Annotated in this window: 22 protein-coding genes; 15 read left to right on the top strand and 7 right to left on the bottom strand. The window is 38.2% G+C overall.

What is annotated here, in order from left to right; all coding sequences use genetic code 11:
- Positions 1-621 precede the first annotated feature (621 nt).
- Positions 622-3,168: a phosphocholine-specific phospholipase C gene (locus ACFSKV_RS04465; protein WP_380800673.1), complete on the top strand. Its 2,547-nt coding sequence runs from the start codon at positions 622-624 to the stop codon at positions 3,166-3,168.
- A 129-nt stretch (positions 3,169-3,297) separates the two neighbouring features.
- On the opposite strand, the gene ACFSKV_RS04460 is transcribed toward ACFSKV_RS04465, so the two are convergent.
- The 4 genes from ACFSKV_RS04460 to ACFSKV_RS04445 form a co-directional block, all read right to left on the bottom strand.
- Positions 3,298-4,014 carry an SDR family oxidoreductase gene (locus tag ACFSKV_RS04460; protein ID WP_380800672.1) on the bottom strand — a complete coding sequence of 239 codons (717 nt, stop codon included), beginning with the start codon at positions 4,012-4,014 and terminating at the stop codon, positions 3,298-3,300.
- Between the two features lie 154 nt (positions 4,015-4,168).
- The gene (locus ACFSKV_RS04455; RefSeq protein WP_380800671.1) at positions 4,169-5,422 is read right to left on the bottom strand and encodes a DUF819 family protein; all 1,254 of its coding nucleotides are present in this window, start codon (positions 5,420-5,422) and stop codon (positions 4,169-4,171) included.
- 42 nt (positions 5,423-5,464) lie between these two features.
- Positions 5,465-6,106, bottom strand: coding sequence for an NUDIX hydrolase (locus ACFSKV_RS04450; protein ID WP_380800670.1), 642 nt, complete (start codon positions 6,104-6,106; stop codon positions 5,465-5,467).
- Positions 6,106-6,774, bottom strand: a complete 669-nt coding sequence (locus ACFSKV_RS04445; protein WP_380800669.1) for a bifunctional isocitrate dehydrogenase kinase/phosphatase — start codon at positions 6,772-6,774, stop codon at positions 6,106-6,108. Before ACFSKV_RS04445 ends, ACFSKV_RS04450 begins: the two co-directional genes overlap by 1 nt.
- Before the next feature lie 460 nt (positions 6,775-7,234).
- On the opposite strand from ACFSKV_RS04445, the gene aceK reads away from it, so the two are divergent.
- Entirely contained in the window at positions 7,235-8,962 is a 1,728-nt protein-coding gene (gene aceK / locus ACFSKV_RS04440) for a bifunctional isocitrate dehydrogenase kinase/phosphatase (protein WP_380800667.1), read from the top strand.
- A 158-nt stretch (positions 8,963-9,120) separates the two neighbouring features.
- On the opposite strand, the gene ACFSKV_RS04435 is transcribed toward aceK, so the two are convergent.
- The 3 genes from ACFSKV_RS04435 to ACFSKV_RS04425 form a co-directional block, all read right to left on the bottom strand.
- Positions 9,121-9,678, bottom strand: coding sequence for a fasciclin domain-containing protein (locus ACFSKV_RS04435; RefSeq protein WP_380800666.1), 558 nt, complete (start codon positions 9,676-9,678; stop codon positions 9,121-9,123).
- 132 nt (positions 9,679-9,810) lie between these two features.
- Positions 9,811-10,092 carry a hypothetical protein gene (locus tag ACFSKV_RS04430; RefSeq protein ID WP_380800665.1) on the bottom strand — a complete coding sequence of 94 codons (282 nt, stop codon included), beginning with the start codon at positions 10,090-10,092 and terminating at the stop codon, positions 9,811-9,813.
- Positions 10,093-10,414: 322 nt separating this feature from the next.
- A complete protein-coding gene (locus ACFSKV_RS04425; protein WP_380800663.1) occupies positions 10,415-10,852 on the bottom strand; it encodes an RrF2 family transcriptional regulator in 438 nt (145 codons plus the stop codon).
- Between the two features lie 153 nt (positions 10,853-11,005).
- Here ACFSKV_RS04425 and ACFSKV_RS04420 point away from each other — a divergent pair, with 153 nt between their 5' ends.
- The 13 genes from ACFSKV_RS04420 to ACFSKV_RS04360 all read left to right on the top strand — a co-directional run bounded on the left by ACFSKV_RS04420 (position 11,006) and on the right by ACFSKV_RS04360 (position 24,307).
- Complete coding sequence (locus ACFSKV_RS04420) at positions 11,006-11,626, top strand: class I SAM-dependent methyltransferase (RefSeq protein WP_380800662.1); 621 nt, start codon at positions 11,006-11,008, stop codon at positions 11,624-11,626.
- A 155-nt stretch (positions 11,627-11,781) separates the two neighbouring features.
- Positions 11,782-12,213, top strand: coding sequence for an RrF2 family transcriptional regulator (locus ACFSKV_RS04415; RefSeq protein ID WP_380800661.1), 432 nt, complete (start codon positions 11,782-11,784; stop codon positions 12,211-12,213).
- A 40-nt stretch (positions 12,214-12,253) separates the two neighbouring features.
- Positions 12,254-12,976 carry an iron-sulfur cluster repair di-iron protein gene (gene ric, locus ACFSKV_RS04410; RefSeq protein ID WP_380800660.1) on the top strand — a complete coding sequence of 241 codons (723 nt, stop codon included), beginning with the start codon at positions 12,254-12,256 and terminating at the stop codon, positions 12,974-12,976.
- Between the two features lie 4 nt (positions 12,977-12,980).
- Positions 12,981-14,786 carry a c-type cytochrome gene (locus ACFSKV_RS04405; protein ID WP_380800658.1) on the top strand — a complete coding sequence of 602 codons (1,806 nt, stop codon included), beginning with the start codon at positions 12,981-12,983 and terminating at the stop codon, positions 14,784-14,786.
- Between the two features lie 22 nt (positions 14,787-14,808).
- Entirely contained in the window at positions 14,809-16,767 is a 1,959-nt protein-coding gene (gene nosZ / locus ACFSKV_RS04400; RefSeq protein ID WP_380800657.1) for a Sec-dependent nitrous-oxide reductase, read from the top strand.
- Positions 16,768-16,823: 56 nt separating this feature from the next.
- On the top strand, positions 16,824-17,393 hold the full coding sequence (locus ACFSKV_RS04395) for a hypothetical protein (RefSeq protein WP_380800655.1): 570 nt from the start codon (positions 16,824-16,826) through the stop codon (positions 17,391-17,393).
- 180 nt (positions 17,394-17,573) lie between these two features.
- Positions 17,574-18,008: a nitrous oxide reductase accessory protein NosL gene (locus ACFSKV_RS04390; protein ID WP_380800653.1), complete on the top strand. Its 435-nt coding sequence runs from the start codon at positions 17,574-17,576 to the stop codon at positions 18,006-18,008.
- 165 nt (positions 18,009-18,173) lie between these two features.
- Positions 18,174-19,415, top strand: coding sequence for a nitrous oxide reductase family maturation protein NosD (locus ACFSKV_RS04385; RefSeq protein WP_380800652.1), 1,242 nt, complete (start codon positions 18,174-18,176; stop codon positions 19,413-19,415).
- A complete protein-coding gene (locus tag ACFSKV_RS04380; RefSeq protein ID WP_380800651.1) occupies positions 19,390-20,133 on the top strand; it encodes an ABC transporter ATP-binding protein in 744 nt (247 codons plus the stop codon). The genes ACFSKV_RS04385 and ACFSKV_RS04380 overlap by 26 nt, the downstream gene beginning before the upstream one ends.
- Positions 20,126-20,893: an ABC transporter permease subunit gene (locus tag ACFSKV_RS04375; RefSeq protein ID WP_380800650.1), complete on the top strand. Its 768-nt coding sequence runs from the start codon at positions 20,126-20,128 to the stop codon at positions 20,891-20,893. Before ACFSKV_RS04380 ends, ACFSKV_RS04375 begins: the two co-directional genes overlap by 8 nt.
- Before the next feature lie 215 nt (positions 20,894-21,108).
- Positions 21,109-21,861 (top strand): outer membrane lipoprotein-sorting protein, encoded by a 753-nt coding sequence (locus ACFSKV_RS04370; protein WP_380800649.1) that lies wholly within the window; start codon positions 21,109-21,111, stop codon positions 21,859-21,861.
- Entirely contained in the window at positions 21,861-23,093 is a 1,233-nt protein-coding gene (locus ACFSKV_RS04365; protein ID WP_380800647.1) for an ABC transporter permease, read from the top strand. Before ACFSKV_RS04370 ends, ACFSKV_RS04365 begins: the two co-directional genes overlap by 1 nt.
- Positions 23,090-24,307, top strand: a complete 1,218-nt coding sequence (locus ACFSKV_RS04360; protein WP_380800646.1) for an ABC transporter permease — start codon at positions 23,090-23,092, stop codon at positions 24,305-24,307. The genes ACFSKV_RS04365 and ACFSKV_RS04360 overlap by 4 nt, the downstream gene beginning before the upstream one ends.
- Positions 24,308-24,317 lie beyond the last annotated feature (10 nt).

Here is a 24,317-nt window from a genome sequence, read left to right as displayed (position 1 = left end):
CTTTGGGTTTATTATACTAGTCACTTCAGGTGCGAAACAATTTACTACTAAACCCGATTTTTACCAAAGTAAAATTTTTAGAAATTGAAAAATATCTTATCAATAAATTATTTTCTTTTAGAAATAATATATAGAACAGTATTTAATGAAACTGACTCTCCGCAATTTTACACGTAAGCTTGTTCTAAAAGAATCTCAAATTTTTATTCAAGTTTTCGGGTTGGGGCGGGGAGGATGACGGCGGACCGGGCCTGCCTGGATGGTCACGGCAGACAGGCCGGCCTTGGCCTTGCGCGAGGATAGGATTCCGCCGTCTTGACTTTTTTGGTTACTTTTTTTCAAGAAAAAAAGTGACTAAAAATTAGCTTGTCACAATTCATCACCTGTAGAATATAATATTTGGCTATGTGTAAGATTACGAATACTCAGATTAATGAATTTGAAAAAGTTGATTAAAAAACTGTTATAGATAACCTTAAATTCCATAACAGAATTACTAGATCCTATCGCATTTTTAGTTAAATTAATTAAACTTTATACGGCAATAAAAAAAAAATTCAAACTCATGAGATTCTGTCTATCCGGTATTTACAAGTTAGGTAGAGTATTGACCCAAAACCAATGAAAACAAATCGAAGAGAGTTTCTCAAACAAGCTAGTATATTCTCTGGAGGAATGGCATTATGGGGCGGAATTCCACAAGCTATTCAAAAAGCGATGGCCATTAGTCCAGAGAAGGGCAGTACCTTTTATGATGCAGAACATGTGGTCTTCCTGATGCAGGAAAACCGTTCATTTGACCATGCTCTGGGATCCTTACAGGGCGTGAGAGGCTTTAATGATCCGAGGGCTATAAAACTCCCGAACGGACTCCCTGTCTGGTTACAACAGGATAGGATGGGTAATACCCATAAGCCTTTCCATTTGGATATTCAAAACACCAAGGCAACATGGATGAAAGATATTCCCCATTCCTGGGAAAACCAGGTAGATGCGAGAAATAATGGAAATTATGATGGTTGGATTGAAGCCAAAAGACCTGGGACCAAAGAATTCGAGCATGTACCCTTGACCATGGGATATTATACCAGGAAGGATATCCCCTTTTACTATGCTTTGGCAGATGCATTTACGGTTTGTGACCAGCATTTTTGTTCCGCATTGACCGGCACCACGACCAACAGAATGTATTTTTGGACAGGAAAAAGCAGGACAGCGGAAGGGGTTCCTGTGGTCAGAAATTCAGAAGCCACCTATTCCAAAGAGGTGGATTGGAAAACCTATCCTGAAAGGTTGGAAGAAAACGGGATATCCTGGAAAGTATATCAAAATGAAATCAGCCTAGCTTCAGATCTGAATGGTGAAGATGAATCCCTTTTGGCCAATTTCACAGACAATAACCTTGAATGGTTCAAACAATACCATGTCAGATTTGCAAAAAGCCATTACCCTTACCTTCAAAAGCTTGAAAAAGAATTAATAAGTGAGATTGAAGGTTTGCTTAAAATAATGCACTCTGAGCCTGCGGAAGGTCTGGAAAAAGAATTGGAAGAATTGAAAGCCAAACTTAAAAGCACCAAAGAACAACTTGCCACCTTTCATCCTGATAATTTTTGGAACCTTTCAGAAAAAGAAAGGAACCTTCACCTCAAAGCATTTGCCATCAACGAGGAAGACCCTGATTTTCATTCCACAGAATGGATGGAATACGAAAAAGATGGTGAATCATTCAAAACAAAAATACCAAAGGGTGATATCTTACATCAGTTCAGAAAAGATGTCAAGAACAAGCAGCTCCCTACGATTTCCTGGCTTGTTGCGCCACAGATGTTTTCAGACCATCCCTCTGCCCCATGGTATGGTGCCTGGTATGTTTCTGAAGTCATGAATATTCTCACGGAAGATCCCGAAATATGGAAAAAAACTATTTTTATCCTCAATTATGATGAAAATGACGGGTATTTTGATCATATCCCTCCTTTTGTTGCCCCAAATCCAAATGATGACAAAACAGGAAAAGTCAGTCAAGGTATTGATCCAAAGGACGAATTCGTAAGCATGGAAGAAGAATTGTCCAAACCGGGAATGAAACCTGAAAATGCAAGACAAAGCCCGATTGGTTTAGGGTATAGAGTACCCTTGATCATAGCTTCTCCTTGGACAAGAGGTGGTTGGGTCAATTCTGAGGTTTGTGACCTTACTTCTACCATTATGTTTTTGGAACATTTTCTGGAACATAAAACAGGTAAAAAAATCAAAGAAGAAAATATCAGCACGTGGCGGAGAACTATTTGCGGAGATCTTACCTCAGTATTCAGACCCTACCATGGTGAAAAAATTGAATTTCCTCAACCAGTACAGCAAAGAGAATTTATGGGTATGATCCATCAGGCCAGCTTCAAGTCACTGCCCGATAATTTTGCGGCATTGGGGGAAGAAGAGATCAATGATATCAAAATGAAAGGAAACAAATCAAAAATACTCCCCAAACAGGAACCAGGAATTCGGAACTCCTCCCCTCTCCCTTACGAGATTTATATTGATGGATTACTTAATCCATCCAAGGGAACAATCCAACTCAAATTCCAGAATAAACAAGGTTTTTTTGGCAAAAAAACAGCAGGAGTACCATTTCAGGTATATTCTTCGGGAAAATATTTTGAAGATGAAAAATGGTTACCAATGAAATCCTGGTCCTTTGCACTGGAAGCAGGTTCTGAAATGGATTTCTCTTGGCCGGTTCAAAATTTTGAAAACAATAAATACCAATTGGATGCTTATGGCCCAAATGGTTTTTTCAGAAGCTTCAAAGGAACAAATGAAGAGCCTTTAATGGAAATAGTGGTTTTTTATGATATTAGGAACAAAACTAACCCTCAGCTAATTCTTGAAATTAAAAACCTGGAAAAAAACAAAGTCTTGAAGTTTGAATTACAGGACCAAGCTTATGGCAAAGCAAAACAACTTTTTCAGATTGAGCCATTAAAAAAACATGCCATGACACTTGATACCGAAAAAAGTTTTGGCTGGTATGACTATGCCTTGACAATACCAGGATTTCCCGATTTAGAAAGAAAATTTGCAGGTCGCATTGAAAACGGAAATCCATTAAAGACAGATCCTCAAATGGGTAACATTTCAATTTCCAATATTAGTTTAAATGTATGAAAAGGATAGAAAAATTTTAATCTTCTAATCGATGAAGTGATCGTTAAGAAATCATCAAATTTAAAAACAAAAAATCCGTAACCGAGACAGGTTACGGATTTGAAAAAACTGATCGTGAAATGTAAAGGATTACCCCGGAATGCTTGGCCTGACTTCGATTTTGCTTGGAAGTGTTCTAGGATGCATCTGCATCAGATCCACTACCATTTGACCTAAATCCTCAATCTGTATTTTCCAGGCGTCTTTTTCATTGGGTTCATGGTTGTTGAAGTAGGTGGATACGGATCCTGGCATGATCGTGGTGCACCTGATACCATGTTGCCTGACATCCAACATCACCGCTTGTGTGAAACCCGTCACCCCAAATTTGCTGGCATTATAAGCTGATCCCTGGGCGAAGAAATTGGTTCCTGCCAAGCTGGAGATGGTAATGAAATACCCTTTGGATTCTTTTAAGGCATCAAATCCTGCTTTAATACTGTAAAACACTCCTGTAAGGTTGGTGTCGATAGTCTCATGCCATTGGGCAAGGCTTAGGTTCTCAATGGGCGCAAAATGCCCAATTCCTGCATTGGCCACTAACAGATCCAGCTTTCCCCATTTTTCAATCACCTGTTGGACAGCAGCTTCCTGTGAAGTAAAATCACGGACATCTGCCTCAATTCCAAAGGCCTTTCCTTTTCCGATTTTATTGAGCATTTCTGAAGCAGATTCTGCAGCAGATTTGGAACGGCTTGTTATTGCCACGTTCATCCCTTCAGCAACCAAAGCCGCTGCAATTCCATAACCAATCCCCTTTGATCCCCCTGTGATTAGGGCAGTTTTATTTTCCAGATTCTGACGCATAGCTTATTGATTAAAGTTTAACATAAATAATAACCACTGAACCTATGACTCGGTTCAGCAGTATTCAAAGCTTAATCCTAATCTCCACATTTTCACCGAAAAAGAAAAGCGCTTTCTTCAATCAAAATTGGTTTCAGATACAATCAAAAGGACTTCACATATTATGGACAATCTGGAGCAACAGTCCACAAAGATATGCTCCATAAGTACCCACCGCATAGCCCAATACCGCCATCAGAACTCCAACAGGTGCAAGGGAAGGATTAAAAGCTGAGGCCACAATTGGGGCAGACGCGGCACCACCTACATTTGCCTGAGACCCTACGGCCACAAAGAAAAAAGGAGCTTTGATCAAATAAGCAATCAAGAGCATAATCATGATATGGAAAATCATCCAAAAAATACCGATGAGAAAGAAAATGGGATTATCCAAAACTGCCATCAAATCCATCTGCATGCCTATTGTCGCAACCAAGACATACAAGAGTACAGAACCCAACCTGGAAGCACCGGCTCCTTCCAATTCTCTTGCTTTTGTAAAGGATAAAAGCAATCCGCCTGTTGTGGCCACCACCACAATCCAAAAGAAAGTTGAATCCAATGAATACTGGCTCAATTGAGGATAATTATTTTGGATATAGGGGGCAACCATATCGGCAATCCAATGTGATAATCCGGTAAGGGCAAAACCTATTCCAAAGATTTTCATGGTATCCCCCAAGGTTGGAACCTTAATAATACTCTCCCTGTATTTTTCCACTTTTTCCTGCAGTTCAAAAATTGCAGAACTGTCTGCTTTAAAAAGTTTATCAATTTTTCCCGGTTTGGCTGCCCAATATAATAAAACTGCCATCCATAAATTGGCCACCAAAACATCAACGGCAATCATTTGGGAAAAGAGTGCAGGACTTGCACCAAAAACTTCAAGCATTGCCGTCTGATTGGCCCCACCTCCGATCCAGCTACCAGCAATAGTGGCCAGGCCTCTCCATATTTCATCAGGCCCCACACCTCCAAGAATTCCAGGTGAAATAAAAGAAACCACCATTAGGGCCAAAGGTCCTCCTAAAATTATACCCAATGAACCCGATAAAAACATGATCAAAGCTTTGGGTCCAAGTTTGAGAATACCTTTAAAATCAATACTAATTGTCAATAGTACCAGAGAAGCGGGAAGCAAAAACCTGGATGCTACGTTGTACAATTTGGAAGTCTCCCCTGAGATTATCCCAAAAGAATTCAGTACCGCAGGTATAAAGTAACACAATAAAATAGAGGGAACGATTCGGTAAAATCTTTTCCAGAAAGGACTGTTACTTGAAGAAGTTGCAAAAACCAAAGCAAGGATGGTCATCAAAATCCCAAAAACCACCGCATCATTGCCAATCAAAGGACTATTTTCTTGCATGGATTGTTCTTTTTTACAACAATAGTATAATTGCCCAAAAAATCAAAAACCCATCTTTTCCCAAAGGTAGGTAAATTCTCCCAACATCATGGCGGTGGCTCCCCAAACCATTTCTGACTCGATATCAAAATAAGGTGCATTAAGACTTACCCCAGTACTTCCCCTAATCATACCTTTTTTTCTAATGGATTTGTCCAGAATAAGTTTCATGGGACAATTAATGATTCTAAGAACTTCTTCAGGATCAGGTTTAAATTCAGGTTTTTCAAAAGTGAAACCTATATAAGGGGAAACCATAAAATTGCTGGGTGGTATGTAAAGGTCAGACAATTTACCGATAAGTTCTACTTTCGAGGCCTGGACACCTATTTCTTCTTCCGTCTCCCTTAAGGCTGTCTCAGACAGATCCCTATCGTATTCTTCCATTTTCCCTCCCGGAAATGCAATCTGACCACTGTGAACTCCAGGATAAGTCGGCCTTTTAATAAAAGGAACAAACGCGTGATTATTTTTATCTGGGTAAAAAAGCATTAAAACAGCTCCTTTTTTATGGTCTGAACGGATATTTTCAACAAACCTTTGCTCATCCACTGGTAAAGGAGCCATGGTAATCTGACCCTGTCTTCCTGGTAAAGGTTCCTTTAAGGCCAGGCCTAAATTATAGATTACCTTTTCAAAATCCATTAAAATTCCAGATTCCTGAGTTTTTGCTTTAAATACCCCTCTTTCTGGTAAATAGTCGAGTGAAGCGGATTCTTAAAAATAGAATACTTCTTATTGACCGTATCAATGAGCCAAAGTTTTGGGGTAATTCCATCCTCCTCTTCAAAAAAACCTGCCACCAGTAAATGGGTCGGACTAACCCAGACCGCATCTTCAAAACCACCGGAAGGTCCTATGAAAAGAAGCCTCTCCCGCATTCCATTGGATTTAAAATAAATGACCTCTGAATCAGGTTGAAATCCAGGTTTTCCTTCTGTAGGCACAAATACTTTATAACTGTAAATATCCACAAAACCTCCACCCTCCGGATTGGCTAATAAATAAGGAAAAAAAGGACTTTCAGAAACGATATAATTTTCTTCCGGCCATTCCAACTCTTCAAAGATTTCATTCCTTTCAAAATTAAATGCTGCAGGATTAAATCCTGGTTCAATACTTTTCCAGAATTGGACCCAAGAACCGAGTTTTTGTACACCTGTTTCCACCATCATTCTTTCCTGGACTGCGACTTCGGATTCAGAGTCAGAAACCTCCTCGGAACTTTCTTCCTTTGAAGTACAGGTAAAAAAAAGCAGCAGCATGACCATGCTGTAAAAGGATTTTGACAAAAAGGATTGAACCCTGCTCATTTTGTTTTGAAAAAGAACACTAATCAAACATAAAAACAGTAAAAATCAAAAAAGGCCAGTACATTGTACCAGCCTTTTTTATCTCTCAAACCTATTAAACCTATTGTAGATATTCAATGATTGAATAACATGCAGGAAAGGTAAAAAATGTTTTTTTATTGTCCAAACAATCGATTGCGAAAATTTTATTTTGTTTGAAAAGCTTAAATGTTCTTCGAAAAAACAGTCTTGATTTAAACTTATAAAATCCAGTATAAATTATTCTTAACTATATTTAAAATGCAAATTTAGACATACCTAAAAATATAACCTTGAAAATGAAGGGATTATAAGAAATAGAATTTTTTTTAACTTTTTTGAATTGGCTTTTTTAAGAACCAAATTCCATTTTGGAATATTTTTTTACAGGATCATTATCTTTAGGTAATCAATTACCAGAAAATAGAATGTATAATTTTTAATGGAAAAGGACTTGATTCATCTTACCGTAGAGCAAGTTTTAACAGGTTACGACAACTATATTAAAAGTTTCCAGGAACTCACCCGAAAAGCTCCGGGATTTTTCCGGAAAAGGGATTGGAGTGGTATGCAAAATAACCACCGCCTAAGGTTAAGACTGTATAAAGATGAGGTCAATGCCACAAAGCTACGCTTGGAACAAATAATCAATGAATATTTAGGGGATTCTGTTTTTTGGATGGAAGTGAAAAAAAACTATTCAAATGCTATTTCAGGAAGAAAAGATATTGAACTTGTAGAAACTTTTTTTAATTCAGTTATCCGGAAATTATATCCTGGCTTAGCCATAAATGAATCTTTGATGTATGTTCATGAAGGCTTCAATTCCTGCGAGGTAAGGTCCTATGAACCACTATACCATACTTACCCTTATGAATGGGGATTACAAAAAATTATCAGAAGTATTATTGCTGATTTTGACTTTGAGGCTCCTTACCTTAACAAAGAAGCTGATATCCAATTCCTGGTAAAAGCAATAAGAGAGGTGATTCTAAAAAGATACAGGGCAGATGAAAGTACCATTACCCAAGTGCTCAGGAGTGTTTTCTATAGAAATAAAGCTGCTTATCTTATAGGGAGAACTTTTATTGGTGGAAAATGGATGCCATTTATCATTCCTTTTCTGCACAGTCCGAAAGGGGTTTATGTGGACACCTTGATTTTTGACCCCAAAATCATGGCGCATATGTTCAGCTTCACTAGGTCATATTTCATGGTAGAAACAGAAATTCCTTCCCAAATGGTGGCCTTCCTCAATTCAGTAATCAGTCATAAGCAAATCCATGAACTTTATAATGCCATAGGTTTCAATAAGCACGGGAAAACTGAATTTTACAGGGATTTTCTCAGCCACTTGGAAAACAGTCAGGATCAATTTGAAATAGCTGAAGGTATAAAAGGTATGGTAATGACTGTATTTACCCTCCCCTCCTACAATATTGTCTTCAAAATGATCAAAGATTATTTTGACCCTCCCAAAACTATGACTAGGCAAGAAGTTAGGGATAAATACAAAATCGTCGGACTTCATGACAGGGTCGGTAGAATGGCAGATACCCACGAATTCGAAGAATTTCATTTACCATTAAACCGGATTCATCCCCAATTATTGACAGAACTTCGCAATACAGTCAATTCACTATTGGAATTCAATAATAATGAATTGATAATCAGGCATGTATATACCGAAAGAAAGATGATTCCTTTAAATATTTATTTGGAAACCTGTAATCTGGAGGATGCAAAACAAACAGTTGAAGAATATGGCAATGCTATTTTGCAATTAGCAAAAGCCAATATTTTTCCTGGTGACATGATGACGAAAAATTTTGGAGTAACAAGGCAAAAAAGGGTGGTCTTTTACGATTATGATGAAATTGAATTTTTGACAGATATGAATTTTAGGTGGAAGCCAAAGCCCCAGAGCTATGAAGAGATTTATGCCTCCTCACCATGGTATGAGATTGCTTCAAATGATGTTTTCCCTGAAGATTTCAAAAAGTTCATGATCGGAAGAAAAGATGTCAAGGAATACTTTTTTGATTACCATAAAGATCTTTTCAATCCCGATTATTGGATGAGCATCCAAAACAAATTGAAAAAAGGTGAGTTGCTTCATGCCTTACCCTACCCAAACAATATCCGCTTTAGGCCGGAAGAAGAGGTTTGAAAATTACAAATTAAAAATTTTCAATTACCAATTAATAAAATCCAAACTTCAAATTCCAAACTTCAAACCTCAAACGCCAAGTATTAAAATTAAAAAAGCATAAGACATCATCTTATGCTTTTACAAGTTGAAACCAACAACCTTCGATTTAAACCTTATCAATTTGGTACTAAAACTTTATCAATTACATGGATAATACCATTGGAAGCCTGAACAGTCCCGATGATTTTACCCCCATTAACCAAAACAGCTCCATCTTTCGCAACTTCAATTTCCACTGATCTGCCATCAGCAGTACCCATTTTTCTGCCATTGACAAAATCTTCAGGTTTATAAACACCCAGAAGTACATGGTACTCCAGAATATCCCTTAGTTGTCTTTGATTTTCCTTCTTGGTCAAGGTTTCAAGGGTTCCTGTAGGCAAAGCATCAAAAGCGGCATTTGTTGGGGCAAATACGGTAAATGGACCCACATTGGTAAGCGCATCTACATAGTCGGCAGCTTTCAAGGCTGCGACTAAAGTGCTGTGGTCCTCAGAACCTACTGCAATTTGTACGATGTTTGGATTGGAAACATCATCCTTAACTCCTGATTGGCCAACAGATTGTACAGCGGTTGTACTTTCTGCTCCTTGGTTTTGGTTTTCTGAACTCCCACAGCCTGAAATAAATATTATGGCTATAAGCAGTGATAGGGAATACAATTTAGATTTCATAATTGTCTTGGGTTTGAAATTTCAGGCAAGATAATAAAGGATAAATTTATCCTTTATGATAAAAGTCATGCTTTTAGAAATTTTCAAACAAAAAATCAGGGATAAAAAATAATTTCAATCCGTAAGTTCCCTTTATACAAATTCAATCTGAATATTTGCCTTCACTGAAAGCTGATGACCTTCTTTGGTAGCTTTTTGAATAATTTCAAGAATTTCAAGGTTAGCTTCTTTGAGTGCCTTAATTCTATCTAATGATTTAACAGACTGAACACCAAAACGTACTTCTGAATTAAAGTTTTTTACCAAATGAAAATTAACTTTTTGACTAATTAAATTCTGTAAAATATCCAGAGCTTCATTGGGCTCGAATTGGCCATTGATTAAGCTTACTTCCAGTTTTTCTTTTACTTCCATGATTACTTAAATTATAACTGTTCAAACACAAAGATGTAGAAGATCGATTATTAATTTTTATTTATATTTTTAATGAAATATATAAATTATTGTAATGCAAAATGACTGATTGGGTTCCATCAATTCAATGATTGTCTTGGAATAAAGTTGGAAGTTTGAATTCAGGAGATCGGAGTATGAGAAAGGATGATAGGGAAGGATGAAGATGAAGGATAAAGGATGAAGATAAAGGAAAGAAAAGGAAGAGTTGTAATTGTAAAAAATTAGAGGTAAAAAAGTGAAAATTTGGGGAAAGGCGGTTAGAGAAAGGATAAATGAGGAATCAGGTAAACCTCGCCAAAACAGTTTCACCGCTTTCTACTTCTTCAGCGAGTTGTTTGAGGCTTTTTTTGGTTAGCATTTGAACAACTTGCTTTCTTACTATAACAATTTCACTGTGCAGCGGACAAGGATTTGATTCAGAGCATTGGTTAAGTCCAAGACTACAACCGGTAAACATCTGATCTCCATCAATGGCGATCACTAGGTCTTTTAAAGTGTATATCTCATGTTCTTTGCCCACATAAAAACCCCCTGTAGGACCTTTCAAAGACCCAATGATTTTTTTTCTGACCAAATCCTGGAGGATTTTTGCAGTAAACGCTTCAGGAGCATCCACATGTTCTGATATTTCCTTTGCTCCAACCTTATTCCCATGTAGGCTTTGTTTCCAAATATAAATAACAGATCGGATTCCATACTGACAGGCTTTCGAGAACATAAGCAACTCTTTTTAAGATGATTTAATTTCAAAATCAGGCGTAATTTATATGTATTAACATTAAAAAGAAAGATAATCTTATCCCTTTATCCTTATATTTAGTAGAGATTATTAATTCCCCTAACTTAAAAAGGTCTTCAAGAAAGAATCACCATGAATCAAACTGATAAAAAGGGCCATTGGGAAAACATTTACCAAACCAAAGAATTTCATGAGGTAGGATGGTTTCAAAGCCGACCTGATGTTTCCCTTGAATTTATCGATATCCTTTCTGTACCTAAAAATGCAAAAATAATTGATGTGGGAGCGGGAGAGAGTTATCTAGTTGACCATCTTTTGGATAGGGGCTTTGGAAATATTTATGTGTTGGACATTTCTTCCTCTGCCATTGAAAAGGCAAAATACAGATTGGGGGAAAATGCCAAGAAAATTAATTGGATTGTCAGTGACATTCTTGAATTTAAAATCAATATTGGCTTTAAACTTTGGCATGATCGGGCAGCTTTCCATTTTCTTCTAAAAAAAGAGGAGATTGAAAAATATGTTGAAAATGCAGTAAAAGGAATTATCCCAGGAGGATATTTGATCATTGGTACATTTTCTGAAAAAGGTCCAGACAAATGCAGTGGACTTCCGGTGAGACGTTACTCCATAAATGAACTCGAATCAACTTTTCTTCCCTATTTTAAAAAAATCAAAGCCTTAAACATAGACCACATCACTCCCGGTGGTCAGGTTCAAAATTATAGTTTCTGTTGTTTTAAGCGACTTTGAGCTGCTTTCTGAAAAGTTAACTACCTCTCCTACCCATATTTTAGAAATTATGACAAAATTCATTTTTCGGATTGAAAATAATCTTGAAAAATATTAAAGGATATTTTTGTCCTTTATAATAAAAAGGATATATTTGTCCTGTAATAAAACAGAAGATGTTTTCCAAAGCCTGCAAATACGCTATAAATGCCATGATATATGTGGCAAGTCTTCCTTCGGGACAGGAACGTGCCGGTTTAAAGGATATATCCAAGGCGATCAATTCTCCAGAGGCATTTACTGCGAAAATCTTACAGGAATTGGTCAAATCAGATTTATTACATTCTGTAAAAGGACCTAATGGCGGATTTTACTTACAGCGGGAATCCCAACATATCGTTCTTTCAGAAATAGTACATGCGATAGACGGAGATATGATATTTACAGGGTGTGCTTTAGGACTTGAAAAATGTTCAGAAGACCACCCCTGTCCTGTTCACCATAAGTTCAAAGCGGTAAGAGACCATCTGACAGGAATGCTGATGACCTCAAGTTTAAAAGATGTTGCAGAAAGAGTAACAATAGGAGTGAGTTTTCTAAAAATATAATTACATAAAGGATATTAAGATCTTTAAATATTAATTTATCATGATACAGGAACTGTCAAATAAAAAAGTGGGGAAAATAGTGGCTGAAAATTTCAAAACTGCTCAGGTATTTACCAAATACGGTATTGACTTCTGCTGTAAAGGGGGGATAAGCCTTGCATCAGCCTGTGCTTCCAAAGGCGTCAATTTGGAACAAATCCAACAGGATTTAAATCAAGCTTTATTGGTTCCGGAGGAAGTCCATTATAAAGACTTGGGAATGACAACGCTTATAGACCATATCATCAAGACCCATCACAGTTATGTAGAAAATACCATTCCCGTACTGAAAGCCTATCTTCAAAAACTTGAAACAGTCCACGGTCAAAGGCATCCTGAGCTTTTCGAAATCAGGCAGCTTTTCTTTGATGCAGCAGATGCACTCACAGCGCATATGAAAAAGGAGGAGTTCATACTCTTCCCTTATATCAAAGCAATGGAGGAGTCATATAAGAGTCATTTCACCTTGTCACTTCCTCATTTTGGCCATATCGATAACCCGATCGCTATGATGGAAGAGGAACATGATACGGAAGGGGAAAGATTCCGCATTATCTCAGAACTCAGCCAGGAATACACACCTCCTGTTGACGGATGCCAGACATACCGGGTGGCATTTGCAATGCTCAAGGAGTTTGAGAATGACCTGCACACCCATATCCACTTGGAAAACAACATCCTCTTTCCGAAAGCAAAAGCTATGTTTTCAGCCATGAATCCTTAAAACAATGGACAATATTTCATCCCATATCAAGCCATATTTTAAGGGAAAGAATCCCATAATCAAATTATCCCAATCCTGGATGAAGTGGGCTTTTTTCTTCTTTTTTGCGGCAAGCATCTTTGGTGTATTGATGCGGTATTTCTTCGTTGGGGAAGTTCCAATTTTTACATACAAACATTTGCTTCATGCACATTCCCACTTGGCTTTATTGGGATGGGGATATATGTTGATAATGGGATACTATGTTTTCAATTTTTGTATAGACCCAAAAAGAATTTCAATCTACAAATGGATGCTTTTCCTAAATGTGGCGGCAGGATTAGGTATGATGTTCAGTTTTCCTGTTCAGGGATATGGAACAATTAGCATTTTCTTCAGCAGCATTCAGCTTTTTTCCAGTTACTATTTTGCTGGTCAAATTCTAAAGGATTTAAGATCACAAGGACAGCATTCCTGGGCAAGAATGGTCAGGTTCAGTATTTATTGGATGCTACTATCTACCCTGGGTTTATTGGCCATTGGACCTGTAGGAGCCATTCTGGGCAAAAACCATCCATTATACTACATGAGTGTGCAGTGGTTTCTGCACCTCCAACTCAGTGGCTGGTTTACCTATTCAGTTTTTGGGATATTGATGCATTTCCTTTTCAACAAAGGTAAAAATATACATCTCCTTCCCTATCAGGAATGGATCCTACACCTTTCTGTGCTGATGACCTACGCTTTAAGCGTTTCCTGGAGCACTCCCATTTCTTTACTTATACCTACAAATTCTATTGGCGTCATCCTACAATCAATAGCCTATTTCTGGATAATGAAACCAATTATCCAGGCTATTTTCCCAGGAATGAAATTCCCTTCAGGTTGGGAGGAAAGATTATTGTATGTGGGTATACTTAGTCTAATTGCCAAAGCTTTGGTAATGGCATTACTTGTTGTACCTGAAATAGCCCACATTTCCATCACTATCCGACTATTTGTAGTAGGATTTATCCACCTCGTGATGTTGGGAACTCTTACCCTCAATTTAGGTGCTGTGATGCAATTACAGGGTTGGCTTCCTAGGAATCAGTGGTCAAAAAAATCCTGGTTCATTCTGGTATTGGGATTCATTTCATCAGAAGTACTGATTTTCACCCAAGGCTTAATGCTTTGGACTGAGTTTGGTTTCATGCCACACTATTACCTGATAGTCTTTATCGCTTCTCTTTTATTTCCAATTGCCTTGGTCATCATTCAATTGACTTGTTTCCATCAATCTTTTAAAACTTCAAAAATTTATAAATCAAATCAAATACATCAAACATCCAATCAACATATGAAAAGTTCAACAATCCTGTCATGGGGAGTGGGAGTATTCCTCCTGGCCAGCTGCGGAGGTGGAGGAAATGAATCCGAAGGTACTTATACTCCACCCAGTAGTAATACAGAAAAAACAGCAGACCCTAAGGGTATTGGTGAAATCAAGACCGTAGATATATCCGCCGGAATAGATGAAACTATGGCAAATAAGGGAAAGGCCATAGTGGACATGAAATGTACCGCTTGTCATCAACTCAACGATAAACGTATTGTTGGCCCTGGTTTCCAAGGAATTACCAACAGAAGACGCCCTGAATGGATCATGAATATGATCACTAACGTGGATGTTATGCTGGAAGAAGATCCTGTTGCCCAGGCATTATTGGAAGAATGTCTTACCCGTATGCCCAATCAGAATATTTCTATTGGTGATTCCAGGGATATACTGGAGTTCATGAGAAAAAATGACCTTGAAAAAACCGGCAGCAGTGATGCAGCTGTAAAATAATCCAATTTAAACCCCAATAAATATGAAAACAAGATTATGGATTTTGGCAGGGGCCGCAGTTGCTATGGCTCTTGCCTATGGATGTAAACCCAAAGGAGCACAGACGGCTATTTCGGGAGATGCAGCCAGTAAAGTATATGTACCGCCAGGACAACATGACGAATTTTATAATATCATTTCCGGCGGGTTCAACGGTCAAATGTCAGTGGTGGGTCTTCCATCAGGAAGGGTTTTTAAAATATTGCCTGTTTTCTCAGTACACCCTGAAAACGGCTATGGATTTTCTGAGGAATCAAAACCCATGTTGAATACCTCCCACGGATTTGTTCCTTGGGATGATTTGCATCACATTGCCATTTCCACTACCAATGCAGAACATGACGCAAGATGGGCATTTGGTAATGCCAATAATACGCCTAGGATAGCTAGGGTAGATCTGACTTCATTTAAAACCGTAGAGATCATTGAGATACCAAATTCAGGAGGTAACCACTCCTCTCCTTTCATTACAGAAAATACTGAATATGTGGTAGCAGGAACAAGGTTTTCCGTACCTACTGGAGATAACAGTGATGTTGCGATAAGTACTTATAAGGACAATTTCAAGGGTACCATTTCTTTTATAAGTGTGGATAAAGAACATGGTCATATGGATATCGCCTTCCAGTTGGAAGCCCCACCTTTCAATTTTGACTTGGCAAGAGCTGGAAAGAAAAAATCCCATGGTTGGTTTTTCTTCTCTACCTATAATACTGAAATGGCACATACCCTTTTAGAAGTAAATGCTTCACAAAAGGATAAGGATTTCATTATGGCTGTCAATTGGAAAAAAGCAGAAGAATATATCCAGGCTGGAAAAGGCAAAAAGGTGCCCGCCAAGTATGCCCATAATGTATGGGATGAATCGACCCATACGGCCACTTCCACCATCAAAGAAGGAGTACTTTCTCTAGATCCTAGGGAACTAAAGGACATCATTTATTTCATCCCTTGTCCTAAATCCCCTCATGGAACAGATACTGACCCAACCGGTGAATACATCATCGGTAGTGGTAAATTAGCCGCTATTATTCCGGTATTCTCATTTACAAAAATGCTTGCAGCTATCGAAAGTCAGGATTTTGAGGGAAATATTGATGGAATGCCGGTATTAAGATATGAATCAGTGCTTCATGGAGAAGTTCAAAAACCAGGATTGGGCCCCTTACATACGGAGTTTGATGGAAAAGGAAATGCCTACACTTCCATGTTTGTATCTTCAGAAGTAGTAAAATGGAACATCGAAACACTTCAGGTAATAGACAGGGTACCGACATATTACTCTGTGGGTCACTTGATGATTCCGGGTGGACCAACAGGTAATCCACATGGAAAATATATGGTGGCCTATAACAAGATTACCAAAGACAGGTATCTTCCTACAGGTCCTGAACTGGCACATTCTGCCCAACTTTATGATATCTCGGGAGAAAAAATGCAGTTGTTGCTTGACTTTCCAACTATTGGTGAGCCCCACTATGCAGAGGCTTTTCCGGCCAGCTTAGTCAAAGACAAACAGGTGAAATTTTACAAATTGGAAGAAAACAACCACCCAAGGGCATTGAAGGGTGTAGCCAATGCCAGAGTGGAAAGAGAAGGCAATAAGGTTCATGTGTACATGACTACTATACGTTCCAATTTCAGACCTGACAATATTGAAGGTGTCCGCGTAGGTGATGAAGTTTACTTCCATGTGACCAATCTGGAACAGGATTGGGATGTTCCTCATGGTTTTGCAGTCAAAGGAGCCAATACTGCAGAATTGCTTGTCATGCCTGGAGAAACATCTACCCTCAAATGGGTACCGGATAGAGTCGGTGTATTCCCATTCTATTGTACAGATTTCTGTTCTGCTTTGCACCAGGAAATGCAAGGTTACATCAGAGTTTCACCTGCAGGAAGCAGTATTCCATTAAAATATTCAACCGGAGAAGCTGAATAGTTGCTTTAAAACCCAATACCGCCAGCTCATATGCTGGCGGTTATTTCACAGAAAAAATGAAAAAAGTTAGCATTTTAAATAGAATCCTGGTTTTGATTGCCTCCTTGCTGATGATTTCAGCCTATTTTACCCCTCTTTGGCAAATCAGCCTTTGGGCTCCCCAATATCCGGAAGGTTTGAATATGAAGATCTGGATTGATAAACTGAGTGGTGATGTAGATATCATCAATGGTGTCAATCATTACATTGGAATGAAACATATAGGAGTGGAGATGTTTCCAGAATTCACTTACCTTATTTACGTTTTTGGTTTCATCATAGCATTTGGAATCCTAACAGCCATTATCGCAAAAAAATGGGCCGTTTACACTTTCTTTGGATTGATCGCCCTTTTAGGCATAGGAGTATTGGTAGATATGTACTTATGGGGCTACGATTACGGTCATAACTTGGATCCTACAGCGGCTATCAAAGTCCCCGGAATGGCATACCAGCCCCCATTGATAGGATATAAGGAATTACTCAATTTTCTGGCTTATTCAGGCCCTGATATAGGAGGATGGATTTTGGGTGTATCCGCAATATTGGCAGGTTTGGCCTCTGTTATCGAGTGGAGGAAAAAGTGAAGAATAAGGAGTGGAGAGTGGAGAATGGAGAATGAAGAGTGAAGAATGAAGAATTATGAATGAAGAGCGAGGAATAAAAAGTGAGGATTGAATAGTGAAGAGTGAGGATTGGAGAATTGAGAATAAAGAGTTGGAATGAGGAATGTTTAGATATTAAAGAATAATAAAATTCAATAAACTATGAAATCACAGCTAATCTATATTATCATCATAGGGTTTCTATTTGGATGCAGTGCAGACCCCAGACCGATTAAATTTGGGGAGGATGTCTGCTACCACTGCAAAATGAAATTGATGGATCCTAAATATGGAGCCGAAGTGGTCACCCAAAAAGGTAAGGTCTTTATTTTTGATGATGTCAACTGTTTGATGTCTTTCATTGAATCCGATGAAGGAAAAGATCAGGAATTCAAACATATCCTTATTATTGATTATGATAAACCTGAAATGCTTTCCGATGCAACGATTTCATTTTATCTGAAATCCGATCAATTCAAAACCCCCATGGCAAGTAGTATTGTAGCATTTTCTGACTATGAGACCTTAAAATCATATAAATCTAAACATGGAGGGGTTTATCTTGCCTGGGGTGAATTGGTGACACAGTTTAAATGAGGTGGGATGTGGTATGTGGGGTGTGGTATGTGGGATGATGGAATTGGAAGAAAGGATTAAAAGTTGTACTTGGTACATAGTACTTGGTTCTTGGTACCTTTCTCTAAATAGTAATTTATTCTATTGATCCTTGGAAGTTTATAGTTCAATTATTTACTAAAGACTATGAAAATTAATATAAGCTTAATTCTATTGTTTTTTTTAACTTTTTCAATCAATGCCAAAACCATCCGGTTGACGCCTGGGAAATCCATTCAGGCCGCCGTGGATAAGGCTTTTGATGGAGACACTATTTTGTTGGCTTCCGGGACCTATCAAGAGCATGATATTGTCATTAGAAAATCTTTAACAATACTGGGAGAATCTTATCCAATAGTAGATGGTCAGGATCAGGGTAATATCTTTCTGATAGCCGGAGAAAACATACACTTCAAAGGGCTTAAGATCATCAATACCGGTAAATCCAATATGGATGATTCAGCAGGTATCAAATTTTTTGATTCCAAAAACTGTACCGTGGAAGATTTAATTTTAGACAATACATTTTTTGGACTTCATTTCTCCAATTCTTCCAATTTGATCATCCGAAACAACCGATTGGTATCAGAAGCCGAAAGAGAATATCAGACCGGAAATGGGATCCATTTATGGAAATGTAAGGATTCCATGATCGAAAATAATTTTGTAAAAGGGCACAGAGACGGGATTTACCTCGAATTTGTAACCAATACCATTAGCCAAAAGAACCTCATCGAGGGGAATAAAAGGTATGGCCTTCATTTTATGTTCTCCCACGACAACAGTTATATCCAAAATACATTTAAGCACAATGGAGCTGGCGTAGCGGTCATGTATACCAAAAATGTCTTGATGAAAGAAAATATTTTCGAGGAAAATGAAGGGGCAAGCGCCTATGGAATCTTACTAAAAGATATCACTGACAGTGAAGTGATCGGTAATATTTTTCGAAAAAACACCATTGGAATTTATATGGAAGGAAGCAGTAGAACACTGTTCAAGAACAACACTTTTACTACCAATGGATGGGCTTTGAAACTCATGGCAAGCTGTGACCAAAATACATTTGAAGCCAATAACTTCTTTGCCAATACATTTGATATCAGCACCAATGGGAGTTTGGTGTTGAATACACTTCAAAGCAATTATTGGGATAAATATGAAGGCTATGACCTGAATAAAGACAAAACAGGAGATATACCCTACCGTCCCATCAATCTCTTCAGTGTGATAGTGGAGAAGATTCCTTCCGCAGTTATTCTATGGAGAAGTTTCCTGGTCACCCTTTTGGACAGGATGGAAAAAGTCATTCCTTCCATAACTCCTGAAAATATGATTGACAACACCCCTAAAATGAAACCCTATGATTTCAGTACGGCAAATTCATAAAAAGTTCGGCAAATTGGAGGTATTGAAAGACTTCAACCTGGAATTTGAGTCAGGTAAAAGCTATGCGCTGATGGGACCAAATGGTTCTGGAAAAACCACCTTGATTAAGATCATTTTAGGAATGGTGATCCCAAATTCCGGTGAGGTATATGTCCAGGGACAATCCATCAAAGGCCGTTTTTCCTACCGTTCAAATATAGGTTATATGCCCCAGATCGGCAGGTACCCTGATAATATCAAAATAGGTCAGCTATTCTCCATGATGCAGGATATGCGCCCAGAGGTCAAAAATTATGATCTGGAATTGATTGAGGCTTTTGGACTGGATAAAATGCTTGACAAACCCATGCATACCCTCAGCGGCGGTACCCGGCAAAAGGTCAGCGCATCCTTGGCTTTTATGTTTAGAGCAAAAATTTTGATTTTGGATGAACCTACTGCGGGTCTTGACCCCATGGCAACAGAGATTTTGAAAAATAAAATCAAAAAAGAACGGGATGCAGGTAAATTAATACTTATAACCTCACATATCCTCAGTGAATTGGAAGAACTGACGGATCATGCCCTTTATATTCATGAAGGGGAGATCTTTTTCAATGATACCATTTCAAGCTTGAAAGAAATTACAGGAGAAAGCAATTTCTCGACCGCCATCGCCAAATTGATGGAGTGGAGTTTAAAAAAAAACACTAATAAATCGGTATTGACCCATGCTTAAGCTATTAAAATATTCCCTGTATGATATTGTGAAGTCAAGGTTTGCCCTGCTTTATACCCTGTTTATGATTTTGGTGGCAGTTTCCATTTACCAGGTTTCTGAAGATATGAGTAAGGTCTCTCTGAGTTTATTGAATATCATGTTGATGATCGTCCCCCTCATTTCTGCCATCTTCGCCACCACCCATTTTTTCAATAATCTGGAATTTACTGAGCTTATGCTTGCCCAGCCTGTTAAAAGAAGAGATGTATTTTTAAGCCAGATTTTAGCAGTCATGTTTGTCTTAAGTATGGCCATTATCATTGGTTTTGGGGCGCCAATGATCCTTTGGGGTGCTGATATGACTGTGCTAACTTTGTTGGGCATAGGAATCAGTTTAAGCATCATCTTTGCCGGATTGGCATTTTTGGCTTCTGTATTGACCAGAGATAAAGCCAAAGCTATCGGGATCAGCCTTTCTTTCTGGATTTATTTTTCCCTTGTTTATGATGGATTTGTCCTTTACCTGATATATAGTCTGGCGGATTACCCCTTGGAAAAAACCACCCTAGGTCTTGTTTTTCTGAACCCTGTGGACCTCGGCAGGGTCATCATGTTGATGCAGTTAGATATTTCAGCTTTAATGGGTTATACCGGAGCATTTTTTCAACAGTTTTTCGGATCCGCAAAAGGAATCCTTCTATCCTCTTTCATGATGCTCATTTGGATGGTATGGCCTATGGGCATGGCCATGAGAATATTCAAAAAGAAAGATTTTTGAAATCTTATTAGCCAAACTTGCTGATAGCCGGATTAATTGTTCCAAAAAAATTGGTTCGAATAATCCCATTCCATCGAGAATTGCTTTTATGTTCAATATGGAACAAATACCCAATCTTTTAATATTACTTTATAACAGAATGATTAATTTTAATTAACAATTTGGTATATTTCTGTTATATAGTTCCTGCTCTATAAAAAATATTTATTCAAAAAATGAAAACCTTTTTTCTTATCCATTTCACATTTCTTTTCATTTTTTATACCCTATCTGCATATTCCCAGTCAGCAAAAGAAATTGTTGAAAAAATGGACAAAAAAATGAGAGGGGAAACCATTCAGGTGGATATGGAAATGGAAATAGTAAGACCAAGGTTTACCCGTACCATTGGTATCAAAAGCTGGGGTAAGGGAAAGGATTATTCAATGATTCTTATCACATCACCTGCAAGGGATAAAGGAACCTCATTCCTCAAAAGGCAAAAAGAAATCTGGAATTGGGTTCCGACAATCGAGCGTACAATAAAATTACCACCGTCCATGATGTCACAATCCTGGATGGGTTCTGATTTTACAAATGACGACTTAGTAAAAGAAAGTTCAGTGATTGATGATTATGAACATAGTATTCTCAGAACTGAAAAATTCAATGACTTTGATTGTTACTTAATTCAAATGATTCCCAAACCGGAAGCGGCTGTGGTTTTTGGTAAGATATTGGTCTGGATAACCAAAGATTCATTTGTCGAATTGAAAGTTGAAAATTATGACGAATACGGTTCCTTGGTAAGCACCATCAAGGCCTCCGAAATTAAAAAAATGGACGACAGGGAAATCCCCACACTGTTGGAAATGGTGCCTGCAGACAAACCAGGTCAAAAAACAATTTTGAAGTATAACATTGTGCTTTTTAACAGACCACTGGAAGATAATTTCTTTACCGTTCAAAGTATGAAAGATCTGAAGTAATGAATATTTCTTTGGTTTTTAAGTTGGCTTGGCGAAACCTTTGGAGAAATAAAAGAAGGACTTTTATTACCGCAGCGTCGGTTATGTTTGCCGTAGTGCTTGCCTTGGTAATGGAATCTATGAATGACGGTTCTCACGGACAAATGATAGCTAACACCTTAAGGTTCGGGACCGGCTACCTTCAGATCCAGGATACAGCCTATCAGGAGACCCCTTCTTTGGACTTCAGTTTTGACCTTTCTGATGATTTACAGCAAAAATTATATAATTCATTAGGAGAAGATGCCTATGCCATTCCCAGAATAGAGTCATTTGTCTTGGCCGCAGGGGAAATGGATACACGTGGTGCCATGGTCACCGGAATTATTCCTGAACTGGAAAATAAAATGAATGGATTTTTGAAATTTGTCAGTGAAGGAAACCCATCAAGTTTGGAAGATAAAGGAGTTTTTATTGGAACTGGTCTGGCAAAACGACTGTCCTTGAGCCTGAAAGACACTTTGGTCATCATAGGCCAAGGGTTTCAGGGCATGCAGGCAGCTGCAAAATATCCCGTAATGGGTTTGGTCTCCCATCCTATGGAATTCATTGATAACCAAATGATATATATGCATGTGGAAGAGGCTGCCTGGTTATTCTCACTGGAACAAAATAGAAGTAATTGGTTAATTATGGCCGAAAATGATAAAGTGTCCAAAGAAATTAAAAGGAATTTTGAAAAATACCTTGAGGGAACCGGATTGACAATCCTACATTGGGAAGAACTTCAACCTGATTTGGTAAAGGCTTTGGCATTTGATACGGTTTCAGGTTGGGTGATGCAGTTTATCCTTTATGTTGTCATTGCTTTTGGTATTTTTGGAACCATCCTTACCATGACGCTGGAGAGACAAAAGGAATTTGCCATATTGGTCAGTTTAGGCATGAAAAGGCATATTCTTGCCCTTCAGTGTTTTTTCGAAACGATAATTATCAGCTTTTTAGGAGTATTTGCTGGACTGTTCATAGGGTTCCCCGTCTTACTTTATTTCTACTTCAACCCCATTCCTTTAAAAGGTGGGCTTTCTGATCTTGTCAAAGAATATGGCATGGAGCCTTTCTTGCCATTTTCATTGGCTCCTTCCATTTTTTTAATGCAAGGGATTGTCATGCTTATCTTGTCCCTCATTATTACAGCCTATCCAGTTTGGAGCAGTTTTACTTTTCAGATCCTAAAAAACCTGAGAAGATGAAGACGCTACTTTTATTATCATGGAAAAATGTTTGGCGGAACAAAACCCGAAGTCTGGCCCTGATGTTGGCTATCACTTTGGGCATCGCAGCAGGTCTAATCATGTTTGGCTTAATGGAAGGAATGATTATGCAACGCTTTGAGGGCTTGGTTCAAAATCAATTGGCCCATATACAGATACACCAAAATAAGTATCTAAGTGAACAGGAAAATTCATTGATTATCCAAGACTTAACACTGATTAAACCAAGTTTGGATACGATTTCCACCCTTAAAGGCTATGCTTTTAGGACCATCAGCCATGGAATGATTGCTTCCGGCTACTATTCTTCAGGAGTTAAAATTTTGGGTCTGGATAAAAAAGAAGAATCTAGAATAAGCAGATTTCCTGAAAATATCACTGATGGAACCTACCTCGCTGACAGCATTAAAAACCCTGTGGTAATTTCTCAAAGACTTGCAAAAAAGCTCCGGGTTAAAATTGGGGGAAGATTGGTATTGACCTTTCAGGATCTTGAAGGGAATATAACATCAGCTGCATTTAGGGTCAGTGGACTATTCAGAACCTCTAATTCCAACTTTGATGATGTCAATGTAATGGTAAAAAGGGAAGATCTCCAACAATTACTGGGCAACAAGGATGCCTTCCATCAAGTGGCCATTTTAATTACTGATCATACCAAAGCAGCAGAAGTAGCTAAGGAACTGGATTTAAAATTACCAAATTCAGAAGTTAGAAGCTGGGAAACCCTTTCGCCGGAATTAAGGATATTAGTTGAACAAGGAGGATTTATCATGTATATATTCATGATTATTATCCTTTTGGGTTTGGCTTTTGGTATTTTAAACACCATGTTAATGGCTGTTTTTGAAAGGATTCAGGAATTGGGAATGTTGATGGCATTAGGAATGCAAAAGGCCAAAATTGCTGCCATGATCATGATGGAGACTCTCTTTATCGCTATCATTGGGGGAATTATTGGGATATGTTTGGGAATCCTCCTGATAAAAGCCTTTGAAACAAAGGGGCTGGATTTTTCCAGATTTGCAGATGCCCTGGCAGAATTTGGATATGAGGCAGTCACCTATCCGAAATTAGCAACAGAAGATATCATCATTACCCTGTTATTGGTATTTGCCACTTCTATCCTTTCCGCAATTATTCCTGCCCTTAGGGCAGTTCAATTAAATCCAGCCGAAGCCATTAGAAAATAACCCTGTTACT

Origin of the sequence: Shivajiella indica (genome assembly GCF_042683085.1) — a bacterium.
Classification (GTDB): Bacteria; Bacteroidota; Bacteroidia; order Cytophagales; family Cyclobacteriaceae; genus Shivajiella; species Shivajiella indica.
This window is presented reverse-complemented; position numbering and strand designations above follow the sequence as displayed.